This is a genomic window from Aliivibrio sifiae (assembly GCF_002954715.1).
Taxonomy (GTDB): Bacteria; Pseudomonadota; Gammaproteobacteria; order Enterobacterales; family Vibrionaceae; genus Aliivibrio; species Aliivibrio sifiae.
In genome coordinates this window covers 618,136-632,230 of the sequence record NZ_MSCP01000001.1, presented here as the reverse complement: position 1 = coordinate 632,230, position 14,095 = coordinate 618,136, and the positions used below count along the sequence as shown (strand labels likewise).

Below are 14,095 nucleotides of genomic sequence, written 5' to 3'. Positions count from 1 at the left end.
CTTTTAGTTGATAGGTGTAGCATTCAAATCCCTATCCCTCCACCACATTCAAAGCCCTAGCAGAAATGCTGGGGCTTTTTTGTATCTGCTGATTACTTCTGCTTTGCAATCCATTGTTTCACAAAATCAATAACGTATTTTTGATTAGTCACCGCTGTCTCAGGGTCAAAATCTTGGTTATGCAAATCCGTGTTCGATAAAATTCGAATACCAATGAATGGAACTTTATATGCCTCAGCCACTAGAGCTGCTGATGAACTTTCCATTTCTTCTGCCGCCGTTTGATATGTTTTGTGCAACCAATTAATTCTAGCCACCTCTCGGTTCCACTCATCGGCAGTACCAATCACGCCTTTCACTACTTTTCCTTTCCCTGGATGTTTTACATTTTCATAGGCAAAATCAACAAGATCTGGTGCTGAATAAAACGCATCGTGCTCAATCAATTTATTATCTTCTCTTAAACGCATAGTTACTGTGAAGTTTTTCCATTTCTCAGGCTGAATGCCCTCTTCCTCTTTAGAAAACTCAGAGCGGTTCGCTCCCATATTGAAACTTTTCGTTGCTAATACGATATCACCACGATAAAGCTCAGGATCATGCCCTCCTGAAGTCCCTTGGTTAACTATCATTTCTGGAGAGAATTTTTCAATCGCTAGTGTTGTTGATGCGGACGCATTTGCGATGCCGACTTCTGTTCTAGATACAACCACTGGGTAATTATCTATCGTGCCTTTCCAAAACGTCCAAGAACCAAAAGTAACTGCTCGTGCATCTTTTAACTGCTCCACCATATAATTCACTTCAATATCCATCGCCCCTTGTAAGACAATTGGCTTTGCTGATGCTGATGCTGAAAATGAGAAAAGCACAAATAAACTCGTAAATAAATAGCGAAGGTATGACATGTATATATCCTAATTAGCATTTTTATGATTAAAAATTTTGGCGGATAATACAGGAATAACCCCTAAAAGCAAACGTTTGCTTTACCTATTTACTCTTTTGTAAAGGTTTTAAGCATCCACACGTCACACCCATTATGCTCTGTTCCTTCAATTGGTTTCGCTAATCGTTTAAATCCAAGCTCTTCATATAAATGTATTGCTGATTTCATACTTGAAAGCGTATCTAAATAACATTGATGAAAACCTATTTTATCGGCAAATGCTAAAATTTTTCCAGCGATAGTTTTACCAAAACCTCTGCCTCGAGCTTCAGGTAATAAAAATAGTTTACGTAATTCACATATTGTTTCACTACCATTAAATGGGGCTAAGCCACAGCCTCCCACAACTCTGCCATTAAGTAATAAAATGAGATATTTGCTTCTTTCCTCTGGATTATAATGACGGCTCATTTCTAATACTTCATCGTCAGCTGGGCCAAATCCCTCTCCAACAGCACCAAATTCAACACCAACATTTTTAATGATGTAGCAAATATCATTATCATGTTCACTAGTAATATCAACAATGCGATATTCCATATCTAAACCCTCCCTTTTTGAACTCACTTTATTATAGAAAAATAGTAATACCTGATTGAGCGTATCACCACAAAGTCACGATTAAGGTGTAATCTAGCTCACACTGACATAAAAAAAGCGAGTAACTTAGGTCACTCGCTTCTTATCAAACAAATTGAATAAGTTAAATCACGCCTAACTCACGCAGACGCTCCATTAGGTAACTGTCTGCGGTGTGGCGCTCAGACAGCACTACTTCTGGCTTTGGGTGTAAAAATAAAGGCAATGAGATACGAGATTTCGTTTTATCTGCACCTTCTGGATTAATTACTCGGTGTGTAGTTGATGGATAGTAACCACCTGATGCTTCTTGCAACATATCACCAATATTAATGATTAAATTACCAAAATCACATGGGACATCTAACCAATCACCTTTCTTACTCTTTACTTGTAGACCTGGTTCATTAGCAGCAGGAAGTACCGTTAATAAATTAATATCTTCATGTGCTCCAGCTCGAATCGCACCAAGCTCTTCATCGCCTTCTAATGGCGGGTAATGCAATACACGAAGCAATGTTTTATCACTGTTTTCAACCATGCTAGAAAGCGATTGAGAGTACAATGCTGAAACATCTTCCGGTGAGTATTTTTCAACCCAAGACAATAACTCAGCGGCAAGTACATTCGCGTTATCGTAATACTCTTGAATTTGAGTCTTCAATTGAGCAGGACATTGACCTGTTGGGTAATAATGGTAGTACTCTTTGATGTCTTTTTTAGTGTGTCCTTTCGCAACTTCTGATACAGAAGCAGGAAAAAAACCATCTTGAGTTTCTACATTAAACTGAAAGTTTTCTTTTTCATCACTATTAAAGAATTCATACCAATTATCATAGATGCTTTGTACAAGCTCTTGTTGAATTGGGTGATTTTTCAATACACCAAAGCCTGTCTCACGCAGTGATTTAACAAACAGCTCGGCTGCATTCTCAGCAGTGTAATCAATTGCTTCTAATTTCATAATTATTATCTTATTGTTGGCTGACTGGGTTTTATAATGTGTTTCTTATAATGAGCAGGTAAATTGTATTAAGATGGACACAGAGCCTCAAGCGTTAATGTCTAAAAATAGGCAACAACTCGTTTACAGATGGAAACACAACTATTCCGTGCAACAACACTAAAGATAACAAAAAGAAAATACATGGAGGGATATTACCCAGCTATCGATTGACAATAGCGGGTAATGTTTTAAATTTTGATGGTATGACGTTATCTTGGTAGCGGTTCTAAAATCCCATTTCTAACTAAACCACGACGAACGTTTTTACACAACTTTGCAAAACTTTCGATCTCTGAAAAATTAGGGGTTTCTCCACGCTGAACGTAAGACTCCCAATACAACAACTCACCTTCCACCAACTCAATCAACTTACGTGGACAGCCTACACACGTATCACCACATATTTGAGCTTCAGGCGCATCAAATGGAAAATCCGCTTTCACCAATTCAATGATGTTAAGCATCGCAGTTTTACGATCAGGTTTTTGTGTTTTTGCTTTGTTAGTCATCAGTTTCTGTGCGGGTGATTGGTGATATGGTCACACTGAGCACATACATTAAATTCAATATTTAACAATGGGTTAGTCCTCTATTATAAATTAAGTATCGCAACAGTGACTACATCTCAATAATTAGTGTTTTGGCATCATATAAGATGCCTCATTTGAGAATTATATACCAAGAACTTAAACGAAGCTAACTCGACAACTTGTCAACCGTTTCTAGGGCGCATCTAACACGGTCAGATTCTTTTTATCTCTTGTTAAACAATCTATATCAATACGTACAATTTGCTCCTTTCACATACTTAATTCAAATTATAAGTTTAAGCTAATAATAACGTAGAAACTAAAGGTTATGTTGATGTCAGCCTCATATGCATGATGTAGAAAAACCAACGTCGATGTTGTTTTTTTAAGCGTAAAAGATATCATTGATTACTCAAACTAAATTTTTCACAAAAGCGAATAAAAATCAGCCAATTTCTATGCGGGCCTACCGATTAATTGGGATTCTAGATTTCATGAAAAGATATAAATAACATATTTGTCTAAGCAAATGTAAAGTTTCAAAACAAAAATAATAATTCGTAGGGTAATAATGAAAATATATATTTTAACGACTGGTAACAAAGACCGAATGTCAATGATGGAAAGACAATTAAATAGTCTTAATTTAAAGTTTGAATTTATTTATTCTGAATCGATAGATAATTTAAAAATAGAAAATTTAACTTACGGCGACAGACAATTGTCTTTTAAATCGAGAAAGCTTTCTACTGGACAATTTGGGGCTTGGAAAGCTCATACATCAGCGTGGAGTCGAGTTGTTGACGATTTAGAACCTGCAATAATTATTGAAGATAATGCTCTCATACATCAAGGTATAATGTTAGATGCTATAAGATGTGAAACAATTAAACTCGGAATGGTTTCATTTTCTGAAACGGGTTGGCGTGAAAGTTCTACTGAATCATTCATAAAAACACATGGATTTTTTCCGCTATATATTTATGGAATAACGCCATATTTTGCGGATATGCTACTATCTAGAGCTAGTAAAACAGGCTATTCAATGCAAATAGATACTTGGATTACCAAACGTCTATTATCTGGAATTTCACCATTTTGTAGTAATACTGTTATTGGTTCTAGAATGCCGAGAAAATCCATTGTGACAATAGCGCAAAAAGATTTACCAAAAAAAACAAAAAGCATTAAATACAAAATAATAAGAATGTTAAATAAGAGAAAGTATAAGCTTTAATTTTTCATAAAAACGAGCTAAATTAAGTCCTTATAATCAAGGACTTTTTATTCTTAATTCCTTTGGATTTTATATTCATGCATAAATAAATGCTCTATTTAATAACAAAATGAAGTCATACCGATTAAGGTAAAAGATACCCATTTTAAATTACCATTATTGTTGCCAATACTTACACCTCAAGCGTGGCTTGTTCATCCCTCTTCAACCGCTTAGGACACGATAAATTTCATCACTTAATTGATATATACGATGTTTTTATTGTCTACTAATGTGCTATTAACCCATGAATAATAAGTAAATCTCTCCTTTGTATTAGCCTAGCTTAGTATCAACACCTTTACATTTTAAAGGTAGTAAAAGTCAGCCTTGCCACTGGTGGTCAATTTTTAGAAATAGCTAACCTAAAAGACTCACAGCTCAGTAAATACAAAATTACGCATACAAAGACGAAGAGAGGAAAACCGCACAGTACCGATTGATGAGGCGCTTTATGAAGATATTTATAAGAAAAATGCTGTAACTAACTACCCCCTATTCCACCTATAAAAATGTCGCCATTTTTAGTGGCGACAAAATGGCGACAGACATTCATAATATATAATATAAATTGAGGGTTATTCATTGAACAGGAAAACATAACCCTCTAAAAAGCCTTGATTTACTTAGTTTCTATGAGGGTGATTTGTAATATGATCTTCCCAATTTTTCACGTCAATTGCATAAACAACCTTATTTCTTACGCTTTCACCAGCCGCATGCATTGCTGATTTCGAGCCAGTAATCAATGGGTGCCACTCAGGAATGTTTTTACCTTCCGCCAATAGACGATATGCACAAGTGACAGGTAACCAGTTAAATTCTGCGATGTTTTCACGACTTAGTTTTAAGCAATTTTCACCAGAAGTAAAACGCTTAGGATAATCTTTACATGAACAAGTTCTGCTGTTTAGCCAGCTACACGCAACATTGGTGTAGTAAACTTCATCTGTATCTTCATCCATTAATTTGTGTAAACAGCACTTCCCACAGCCGTCACAAAGAGATTCCCACTCTTGTTCTGTCATTTCTTCTAATTTTTTTTGTTGCCAAAATTGCTCAGTCATTGCTTTACACTCGTTATGGGAAGAGGCGGTTTTATACCCATCTTGCGCTAAAAGTGCAAGCGGTTTACCTATCACCTAATAAGAATCAGGAGTTCTTTTGACCTGAAAGGGGAAGAGTGCTATTTTGCGCATCCTTTAATTGATGCAATGAGATGATGTATGGAATGTAGATTATATTGCGGTGCTTGCTGCATAGCCCCAAGTATTACTTCATTTATTCCGGGAATGCCTGATGGAAAACCTGCAGGTGTACGTTGTGTGCAATTAAATGATGAGAACTTGTGTAAACTGTTTGGTAAGGCAGAACGCCCAAAGGTATGCCATCAATTTAAAGCTTGCCCTGATGTATGTGGTTCAACACCTGAACAAGCTATTCAAACCATCACTGAACTAGAGTCAATGACGCTCTAACTTCTGTACGTAGAAGTTACGATAAAACGCGAACTACGTTTTGTACTTGCTCTGAAATTTCAGTACCGTGACTTGTTAAGTAGCCACCGTCCTCTTGTGTTACCAAACCTTTCTCGAAAAGACGCTTCATTGCTTTGATTGCTTCGGGTGCTGCGTCTGAATGAACTTTTAAACCCGCTTGAGTGCTTTCTAGTGGAAATTGCTTGAGAAGGTTCATTTCTTCAACGATGTCTTTATTAAATGGCATAATTTTATCTCTCTTATTTTGTTAACTGGATTCAGCATAGACTGTCTTTAACAGATTAAAACAGAGCTAGATCACACCTATAAAAAATCCCCATAGGATTACTCTCTATGAGGATATTTTTTAATCAAATTATCAATAATTTTAAGCGTTAAGCTTGAATACCAATAATCAACCATGGTGCATCTGGTTGTGTAAGATCACGCTCTAAGTGCCAGATATCGGTAATTGCTTCTTCAATACCTTCAACTGAATCACGGTAACGACCTGAGAATTGCAAGCTTAGTTGGGCACGACTTGCATCATGATCAGCACGAACCACTTCTGCATCAACAAACATTACGTCAGTATGTTGCTCACCTTCAAGGTTTGCGCGCTCTTGAACTAAATCATTGTAAAGGCTGATTGATACATATTCTTGAATCGTTTCAAGTTGGTTATGATTCCAAGCGCCTTGTAAAATACGGTAATGCTCACGAGAACCATTAATGAAACCTTGTAGATCAAAACCCGGCGGGTAATTATGCGGAACTTCATCAGCTTTAGGAACACCAAAGCCACCTGTCGCTTGTGGTTGCGCTTGTTCGCCTTGGAAGTACTGTTGGTTATCACGGAAGCTTGGTTGCTCATTGTTAGATGCTTGTGGACCAGCATACGCGGTCCCTTGCCTCTGATTGATGCTGCTCGCTTTTGATGCCATAAACATACGAAAAAGCTTAAACAGAACAAATGCAACACCCGCCATAATGATAATATCCATAAATTGGATACCTTCAAAGCCACCGCCACCAAAGATTGATGCTAAAAGACCACCAACAAGAAGACCGCCAAGTAATCCACCCATTAAGCCTTTTTTACTTGATGCACCTTTAGCTGTATCTTGTTTACCAATCGTATTTGTATTTTGTTGTTTTTGCTTTGGCGCAGGTGCTGTTTTAAAGCTCTTGCCAAATGATTTACCACCACCAAATTTCTTTGCTTCTGCGTGAGGAGCAGAAAGAACAAAAACAAACATTAGGGCAGCAATAGATAAAAGACGTTTCATTGTCTATTCCTTTACTATATTAAAATAATTTGACCTGATAATAGCCTGCCTCGCTTCATATTGGGAGCATTAAAATACACGAGTATGTTTCAGAGTGTTAAAAATCCTCTATTTTATTCTCAACATTGTGCTTTGTGCCCTAATTGATAAAACTCTTACTTGAAGAATTGACAGATACATTTAAAATTAAGAACATTGTTCATAATTATCTAATTAGGTTTATATGGCTCGCAGAAACGACCATACCCACCACGAAATACGCCACATGGCCTTAGAGAATGTAAAGGTATTTCTTGGTGAGCATAGTCATCACGAACTTAGCTTAAGAAAACTAGCAAAAAGCATTGGCTACGTACCGAGTACACTAGTTAATATTTTTGGTAGTTATAACTTATTGCTGCTGCGCGCTATTGCTCAAACTTTAGATGAGATTATGTTGCAGGTTAATCAAGGGTTAGAAAACAGTGCCACGCCAGAAGAAGCACTAAAAGCCATTGCCTATTGTTATTATGACTTTGCCCAGCAACACCCTAATCGTTGGCGTTTAGTGTTTCAACATAATATGAATGGTGAGGCCTTACCTGATTGGCAAGAAAATCGTATTAACCAAATGATGGGAGTGCTTGAAGAGATCATTAAGACCATTAATCCAACTAAGGCTCAAAGTAACATAGAGCAAAGCAGTCGTGTTATTTGGGCTAGTGTTCATGGAATTACGTTATTAAGTTTAGACGATCTGTTATTTTCATCAACACCTATCGATGGTCATCTGCTCATTGATAATCTACTATTGAACTATATTAACCAATGGAAGCAACACTAGCTTTGTAATTAAAGGGATTTTTCATGGCGAAGCAAGCCAAGCTCTTAACTCAACGTCGATTTCTACCTTACTTCTTGACCCAATCTTTAGGCGCATTTAACGACAACATCTATAAGAATACGCTGCTATTGTTTGTCGCTTTTGCCAGTGTAGATAGTTTACCCATCTCTTCTAATTTATTTATTAACCTTGCTGCTGGTTTATTTATTCTCCCTTTCTTTCTTTTTTCAGCACCTGCTGGGATCCTTGCTGATAAATATGAAAAATCAGCGTTTATTAGAAAAGTAAAGATCGCTGAAATCATCATTATGCTGTTTGGCGCACTTGCTTTTATTCTTAAAGATTACACTTTACTACTAATTCTATTATTTTTAATGGGTACCCAATCGGCTTTTTTTGGCCCTGTTAAATACGCCCTTCTTCCTCAACAATTAAAAGATGAAGAACTCGTTTCTGGTAATGCTTTAGTGGAGACTGGTACTTTTCTCGCTATTTTATTCGGTACTATTGCCGCAGGATTTATCGCCTCACAAGAGCATTCAGAATACATCGCAGCAGGTGCTGTTGTTCTATTTGCTATATTAGGGTATCTCGCTAGCCGTTCAATCCCTTATGCAGAAGCTGTTGCTCCAGATTTACGTTTTAAATGGCAACCGATTAAGCAAACAAAACAGACTTTTCGTATCGCAAAAAAAGACCCTGCAGTTTTTCTTTCTATTATGGGGATCAGTTGGTTTTGGTTTCTTGGTGCAAGTTACCTAACTCAATTCCCAAACTTTACACATATACATCTCAATGATAATGCCATTACGGTAACCATCTTATTGGCTCTATTTTCTATTGGTATTGCAATAGGGTCACTTGGGTGTGATGTATTATCAAAACACAGAGTCGAGCTTGGGATCATTCCTTTAGGTTGCTTAGGCATTACTATCTTTGGCTTAAACCTTGCGTTATATACACCAACATCACCAGTTGATGTTACTGACTTTACCACCATTCTATTGCACCCTGATTTATTACCTGTCTTTATTAATTTACTCTTTTTAGGGGTATCTGGTGGCTTGTTTATTGTTCCTTTATATACTCTGATTCAAAAACGCCCTGAAGCTAAGCACCGCTCACAAATCATTGCTGCTAATAATATTTATAATGCATTATTCATGGTTGCTAGCGCAATTTTAGGTATTGTGTGCTTATCTATTTTAAATCTTTCTATACCACAGTTTTTTATTTTGCTCGCCGTATTAAATGGTATTGTCGCTCTCTTCTTATTCTATAAAGTGCCTGTTTTTGTCATTCGCTTTTTATTATGGGTACTAACACATACTTTGTACCGCGTTAAACACCAAGGATTGCTGAATTTACCTGAAAAAGGTGGGGCTTTATTAGTCTGTAACCACATCACTTATATGGATGCCTTTATTTTAAGTGGCGCTTGTCCTCGCCCTATTCGATTTGTTATGGAAGAGGAATACGCTGAATTACCTTTGGTGAAATATTTTTTCCGTATCACTAAAGTCATTCCAATTAATGGTACTAAAAGCGGCTCAATTCGACGTGCTTTTTTGGGTATAGAAGAAGCTCTGACTAATGATGAAATAGTATTGATTTTCCCTGAAGGGGTATTAACTTCAGATGGTGAAGTGGGACCATTTTTACGAGGGATAGATATTATTTTAAAGCGCTCACCAGTACCGGTTATCCCAATGGCATTGCGTGGTCTGTGGGGTAGTTTATTTAGTCGATATGGTGGAAAAGCGATATTAAAACGACCACGTCGTTGTTGGTCAAAAATAGAAGTGGCAGTCGGAGAGCCCGTGCTGCCATATAATGCATCCTCAACACTGATGAGAGAAAAAGTATCTCAATTACGCGGTGAAAAACAGTAAGAGCTAGATTTAATTAAATACACCGCCAATAACATGAACCTACCAAAAACGTTGCCTATTCTTAAACATTGGTAGCGTTTTTTTCTTTAACGCGTATTGGGCTTGTATAAAGTTCTTGCCAATTAAAATCCGGATTTGACTGTAACTCTCGTAAGCTAACAACTTCCATTTTGGAGCATTCCAATAACGATTATAAATGTGTTTTGTGGCTGCGATAGCATCTGGCGAAGTTTGAGATATTTGGTGTGCTAATTGGATAGCGGCTTCTAATGGCAGAGCCTGTATTTCAGTAATTAATCCATAGTCTAATGCCGTTGATGCATCCAACTGAGTTGCGCACATACTTATTTTCATCGCTTTATCTTTCGACATTATTTCTCTAAGCGTTAGTGAGCCCGCCATATCTGAGGTTAAACCCATTTTCGATTCCATAATGGATAAATTCGCGCTAGGTGAGGCAATACGAAAATCAGCCCCAAGTACAATTTGTAATCCTGCTCCCCAGCAATACCCTTCAATAGCGGCAATAACAGGAACCGAAAGCGTACGCCAATTAGCACTCACTTGTTGTGCTTTATTCGCATTACCAGGCCAAAGTTTAAAAAGCAGCTTAATTGCATGAGATTTTTGTTTCACTATGGAATTAAAATCAAGCCCTGAACTAAAGTTATCACCACTTCCCGTTAGAATTACCGCCCTAATGGTTCTATCATTTTTTATACGATGGCTAATATGAATCAACTCATCAAACATAGGGTAATTTATTGCATTTAATTTTTCGGGGCGATGTAAACGAACAATCATTATAGTGCCTTTTTGTTCGATTTTAATGTGGTGGTAATTCATAGTAATCCTTTAACTCTATCTATCCCTGTAAGCAGTATAGTTAAAAAAGACTGGCTATATGAATTGAAAAGCAAAAAAAAGCAGTAACCGTAATTACTGCTTTTGATTAAAAATATATTACTTACTTAGAGGTAAGGAATGAACCCATTCTTTCACCTTTTGGCGCGAGATTTTAATACCAGTGCCAAGTAAATCTTCTGGCATATTTTCATAACGAGCAGGGTGTTCAAATGACGTTAGCTTACCTTGAAGAAAATCGGTTAACGTTGAACAATCAATGATATTAACGCTCTTAATTACCGCGACTGGACGCTGACCAAACTCTTCATCAGGCATATCAACCACAATAACCTGTTCAATATCGGCATGAACTAATAAGGCTTTTTCTATTTTCTCTGGATGGATATTTTCACCACCAGAAATAAACATGTTATCTGCACGACCTTGAATATGAAGCTCAGCCCCTTCAACATGGCCAAGATCATTACTTTGATACCAACCATCTTCATTAGTAATACTCATAATCCCAGCCGAACGATAATAACCTAATGCTAAGGCTTCACCTCGAACCAATACCTCCCCTTTTTCAATACGCAATTCACGATAAGGAAGTACATGACCAACACCAGAGAGGCCATCTGCCAACTTAGCCGTCACTGTGGAAGACATTTCTGTCATGCCATAACCTAACCAACACTCAATGCCATTTTCTTTAGCTTCATCCGTTAATTCGGTTGGAATAACTGAACCACCAAGTAAAATACGCTTTAGAGCCAGACGAGATGCATCACCATTAGCAAGAATGCGCTGCAATTGAGTTGGAACTAATGAGGCATGAGTTACCCCAGACAGATCATTCAGTAACCCTTCTTCTGTTGGCAATACTAATGTGGCACCTGAAAGTAACCAACGCCACACAATAGCTAAACCTGATATATGAAATAACGGCAGTGATAGAAGCCAAGAATCCGAAGTGTCAAACGGCATCCAACTTAATAATCCAGAGGCTGAATGTAAGTGATTACTCGCGCTGTGAGCAACCGCTTTTGGCAAACCAGTAGAACCTGACGTAAAGGTCAACGTGGCTAAACGAGTTGGTTGCCATGTCGTTGCAATAACACCATAATCCGCATTAATTAATTGCAGATGATGCCACGTCCCCGAAATGCTTTCCTGTCCTTCACCAAACCAAATATGCTTCGCTGAAATACTGGTTACAAGTTGATGCAATTGATTCATTGGCGTTTTCGGGTTGATCGCCGAAAAATGAGCACCAATACGAATCGACGCGAGCTGAAGCCAAATCAACTCAATGCTATTTTTACCGACGCCAACAACAACATCATCACGTTTAACGCCTTGTTGTAATAAACCATTAGCATAACGGTTAATCTGCGTTAGTACTTCAGACCATGTCCATACGTTAATCCCATCACGAAGTGCTATTTCCAGTCCACGCTCTTCACCCCATTTAATCCAAGGCCATGTAGTGAAGAGTGGTGAGATCAGTTTTCCCATACGACGTTAAGCTCTGATAAAGTAGTCATTGGCAATGAACAATTAGGCCATGCCGTATCCAATTGTGCCTTAAACAAATCAATCGTATCTAATCCCGGGATCGTATCTGGTGCTTTCCAAGCAGCAAGTCGTGCAAGCTGTGTTAATGCCAAGCTTGATTCTATACTCGAACTGATCACCGCTTGCATTCCCAATTGGTGAGCTTGCTCAATAAGTTCGATACATTTAGCAACAGAACCTACCATTGTCGGTTTGATCACAATGGCTTTTACGCCTTCTTGTGCCGTTACTTCAAAACCATCATCACGTACCGTTTCATCCCAAGCTATCGCAATGCCTGTCGCTTTAGCAAACTCAAGACTTTCTTCTGGTGTTTGGCAAGGCTCTTCTAAGAACTCAATACGAGAACGAAATTGCGGATTCACATAGTTAGCAAACTGTTCTGCTTTTTTCGGTGTCCAGCCACGATTCGCATCAAGGCGCAAAGAAAGGTCTGGGATCAATTCTAAGAACATATTAACGACCATACCATCGCGGATCGCTTCATATAATCCGACTTTAATTTTTGCTATTTTTCGGCCACTCATTTCATTCAGTTTAACAACCAAATCATCAGGGTCACCAGAACACAAAGGAGCAGCCTGATAGTTACCTTCTTGTGGCAAGCCACCTTCAAGCTCTAATAATGCCATACTAAAGCCGAATGCAACTGACGGACAATTCGCATCTAGATCTAATTCTTCACCATTTAGCCAAGCTTGAGTTACTGACTGTAAGTCTTCACGTGCTTGCTCTAAGGTTTCTTGATTAAATTCAGGCAGAGGGGATATTTCCCCTTTACCAAAACGTGTTCCATCACTTAGTTCAATAACCAATCCATCTCGTTGTTGAAGACGTTGTTCACGAAGGATAACTCCACTGTCCATAGGGAGTTGGTACTGATATATCTTGGCTGTTTTCATCTGTTACTCCAACCAATAAAAGAAAAAAGAGACTCAATCGAGCCTCTCAAACTTATGAAGATAAGTGATCGTATCGCTTATGGATTACGAGGAAATTTGTCGAAATCAGGACGACGTTTTTCATTAAACGCGTTGCGACCTTCTTGACCTTCTTCTGTCATGTAGAACATCATGGTTGCATTACCCGCCAACTCTTGAAGACCAGCTTGACCATCACAGTCTGCATTTAATGCAGCTTTTAGACAACGTAGCGCCATTGGGCTGTGTTGCAGTGTTTCACGACACCAACGAACCGTTTCTTTTTCTAAATCAGCAACAGGAACAACCGTGTTTACTAGACCCATATCCAATGCTTCTTGAGCATCGTAGAAACGACAAAGGAACCAGATTTCACGCGCTTTCTTTTGACCAACGATACGAGCCATGTAAGACGCGCCCCAACCACCATCAAAAGAACCAACTTTAGGGCCTGTTTGACCAAATTGCGCATTTTCAGCGGCAATAGTTAAGTCGCACATCATATGCAGAACGTGACCGCCACCAACAGCGTAACCTGCTACTGCTGCGATAACTGGTTTTGGACAAGTACGGATCTGACGTTGGAAATCCAACACGTTTAAGTGGTGTGTGCCACTATCATCACGATAACCGCCGTAATCGCCACGGATCTTCTGATCTCCACCTGAACAGAACGCGTCTTCACCTAAACCGGTAAGAATAATAACGCCAACTTTCTCGTCATAACGAGCATCAGCTAGTGCATCAATCATCTCTTTAACTGTACCGGGGCGGAAAGCGTTACGCACTTGCGGGCGTGCGATAGTGATTTTCGCAATGCCATCTGTTGATTTATGGTACTGAATGTCTTCGTATTGCGCTGTGCAATCTGTCCAATCTACTGGAGCGTAAAGTTCTTGTTCTGAAATGCCAACAGTTCTTGCCATGGG

At 38.4% G+C, this 14,095-nt stretch carries 15 protein-coding genes; 4 read left to right on the top strand and 11 right to left on the bottom strand.

The window, feature by feature from the left end:
* Positions 1-92: 92 nt before the first annotated feature.
* The 4 genes from BTO23_RS02865 to BTO23_RS02850 form a co-directional block, all read right to left on the bottom strand.
* The gene (locus BTO23_RS02865; protein WP_105062898.1) at positions 93-908 is read right to left on the bottom strand and encodes a 5'-methylthioadenosine/S-adenosylhomocysteine nucleosidase; all 816 of its coding nucleotides are present in this window, start codon (positions 906-908) and stop codon (positions 93-95) included.
* An 89-nt stretch (positions 909-997) separates the two neighbouring features.
* Complete coding sequence (locus BTO23_RS02860; RefSeq protein WP_060991373.1) at positions 998-1,489, bottom strand: GNAT family N-acetyltransferase; 492 nt, start codon at positions 1,487-1,489, stop codon at positions 998-1,000.
* Between the two features lie 163 nt (positions 1,490-1,652).
* Complete coding sequence (locus BTO23_RS02855) at positions 1,653-2,492, bottom strand: 2OG-Fe(II) oxygenase family protein (RefSeq protein ID WP_060991374.1); 840 nt, start codon at positions 2,490-2,492, stop codon at positions 1,653-1,655.
* A gap of 251 nt (positions 2,493-2,743) precedes the next feature.
* Entirely contained in the window at positions 2,744-3,043 is a 300-nt protein-coding gene (locus BTO23_RS02850) for a hypothetical protein (protein WP_060991375.1), read from the bottom strand.
* A 592-nt stretch (positions 3,044-3,635) separates the two neighbouring features.
* On the opposite strand from BTO23_RS02850, the gene BTO23_RS02845 reads away from it, so the two are divergent.
* Positions 3,636-4,301 (top strand): glycosyltransferase family 25 protein, encoded by a 666-nt coding sequence (locus BTO23_RS02845; RefSeq protein ID WP_060991376.1) that lies wholly within the window; start codon positions 3,636-3,638, stop codon positions 4,299-4,301.
* Positions 4,302-4,966: 665 nt separating this feature from the next.
* Here the strand turns inward: BTO23_RS02845 and BTO23_RS02835 are convergent.
* On the bottom strand, positions 4,967-5,407 hold the full coding sequence (locus BTO23_RS02835) for a YcgN family cysteine cluster protein (RefSeq protein WP_060991835.1): 441 nt from the start codon (positions 5,405-5,407) through the stop codon (positions 4,967-4,969).
* Between the two features lie 159 nt (positions 5,408-5,566).
* On the opposite strand from BTO23_RS02835, the gene BTO23_RS02830 reads away from it, so the two are divergent.
* A complete protein-coding gene (locus BTO23_RS02830) occupies positions 5,567-5,818 on the top strand; it encodes a YkgJ family cysteine cluster protein (protein ID WP_045102448.1) in 252 nt (83 codons plus the stop codon).
* 16 nt (positions 5,819-5,834) lie between these two features.
* Here BTO23_RS02830 and BTO23_RS02825 read toward each other — a convergent pair whose 3' ends face one another.
* Together BTO23_RS02825 and BTO23_RS02820 are read right to left on the bottom strand one after the other, a co-directional pair.
* Entirely contained in the window at positions 5,835-6,065 is a 231-nt protein-coding gene (locus tag BTO23_RS02825) for a TIGR02647 family protein (protein WP_060991377.1), read from the bottom strand.
* A 148-nt stretch (positions 6,066-6,213) separates the two neighbouring features.
* Complete coding sequence (locus tag BTO23_RS02820; RefSeq protein ID WP_061002840.1) at positions 6,214-7,107, bottom strand: Tim44 domain-containing protein; 894 nt, start codon at positions 7,105-7,107, stop codon at positions 6,214-6,216.
* A 223-nt stretch (positions 7,108-7,330) separates the two neighbouring features.
* Here BTO23_RS02820 and BTO23_RS02815 point away from each other — a divergent pair, with 223 nt between their 5' ends.
* Together BTO23_RS02815 and BTO23_RS02810 are read left to right on the top strand one after the other, a co-directional pair.
* Positions 7,331-7,930 (top strand): TetR/AcrR family transcriptional regulator, encoded by a 600-nt coding sequence (locus tag BTO23_RS02815; RefSeq protein WP_060991379.1) that lies wholly within the window; start codon positions 7,331-7,333, stop codon positions 7,928-7,930.
* Between the two features lie 23 nt (positions 7,931-7,953).
* Positions 7,954-9,822: an MFS transporter gene (locus BTO23_RS02810; RefSeq protein ID WP_105062897.1), complete on the top strand. Its 1,869-nt coding sequence runs from the start codon at positions 7,954-7,956 to the stop codon at positions 9,820-9,822.
* Positions 9,823-9,861: 39 nt separating this feature from the next.
* Here the strand turns inward: BTO23_RS02810 and BTO23_RS02805 are convergent, their stop codons facing one another.
* The 4 genes from BTO23_RS02805 to menB all read right to left on the bottom strand — a co-directional run bounded on the left by BTO23_RS02805 (position 9,862) and on the right by menB (position 14,092).
* Entirely contained in the window at positions 9,862-10,668 is an 807-nt protein-coding gene (locus BTO23_RS02805; protein ID WP_105062896.1) for a crotonase/enoyl-CoA hydratase family protein, read from the bottom strand.
* 117 nt (positions 10,669-10,785) lie between these two features.
* Positions 10,786-12,186, bottom strand: a complete 1,401-nt coding sequence (gene menE / locus BTO23_RS02800) for an o-succinylbenzoate--CoA ligase (protein WP_061030122.1) — start codon at positions 12,184-12,186, stop codon at positions 10,786-10,788.
* Entirely contained in the window at positions 12,174-13,148 is a 975-nt protein-coding gene (gene menC, locus BTO23_RS02795) for an o-succinylbenzoate synthase (RefSeq protein ID WP_105062895.1), read from the bottom strand. The genes menE and menC overlap by 13 nt, the downstream gene beginning before the upstream one ends.
* A gap of 77 nt (positions 13,149-13,225) precedes the next feature.
* Positions 13,226-14,092, bottom strand: a complete 867-nt coding sequence (menB, locus tag BTO23_RS02790; protein ID WP_060991384.1) for a 1,4-dihydroxy-2-naphthoyl-CoA synthase — start codon at positions 14,090-14,092, stop codon at positions 13,226-13,228.
* Positions 14,093-14,095: the final 3 nt, after the last annotated feature.

Bases quoted from the DNA above. Each gene is read 5' to 3' on its own strand.
- BTO23_RS02805 (WP_105062896.1), bottom strand. From the start codon at position 10,668: ATGAATTACCACCACATTAAAATCGAACAAAAAGGCACTATAATGATT.
- BTO23_RS02825 (WP_060991377.1), bottom strand. From the start codon at position 6,065: ATGCCATTTAATAAAGACATCGTTGAAGAAATGAACCTTCTCAAGCAA.
- menE (WP_061030122.1), bottom strand. From the start codon at position 12,186: ATGGGAAAACTGATCTCACCACTCTTCACTACATGGCCTTGGATTAAA.
- BTO23_RS02860 (WP_060991373.1), bottom strand. From the start codon at position 1,489: ATGGAATATCGCATTGTTGATATTACTAGTGAACATGATAATGATATT.
- menB (WP_060991384.1), bottom strand. From the start codon at position 14,092: ATGGCAAGAACTGTTGGCATTTCAGAACAAGAACTTTACGCTCCAGTA.
- BTO23_RS02810 (WP_105062897.1), top strand. From the start codon at position 7,954: ATGGCGAAGCAAGCCAAGCTCTTAACTCAACGTCGATTTCTACCTTAC.
- BTO23_RS02865 (WP_105062898.1), bottom strand. From the start codon at position 908: ATGTCATACCTTCGCTATTTATTTACGAGTTTATTTGTGCTTTTCTCA.
- BTO23_RS02835 (WP_060991835.1), bottom strand. From the start codon at position 5,407: ATGACTGAGCAATTTTGGCAACAAAAAAAATTAGAAGAAATGACAGAA.
- menC (WP_105062895.1), bottom strand. From the start codon at position 13,148: ATGAAAACAGCCAAGATATATCAGTACCAACTCCCTATGGACAGTGGA.
- BTO23_RS02850 (WP_060991375.1), bottom strand. From the start codon at position 3,043: ATGACTAACAAAGCAAAAACACAAAAACCTGATCGTAAAACTGCGATG.
- BTO23_RS02830 (WP_045102448.1), top strand. From the start codon at position 5,567: ATGGAATGTAGATTATATTGCGGTGCTTGCTGCATAGCCCCAAGTATT.
- BTO23_RS02845 (WP_060991376.1), top strand. From the start codon at position 3,636: ATGAAAATATATATTTTAACGACTGGTAACAAAGACCGAATGTCAATG.
- BTO23_RS02820 (WP_061002840.1), bottom strand. From the start codon at position 7,107: ATGAAACGTCTTTTATCTATTGCTGCCCTAATGTTTGTTTTTGTTCTT.
- BTO23_RS02855 (WP_060991374.1), bottom strand. From the start codon at position 2,492: ATGAAATTAGAAGCAATTGATTACACTGCTGAGAATGCAGCCGAGCTG.
- BTO23_RS02815 (WP_060991379.1), top strand. From the start codon at position 7,331: ATGGCTCGCAGAAACGACCATACCCACCACGAAATACGCCACATGGCC.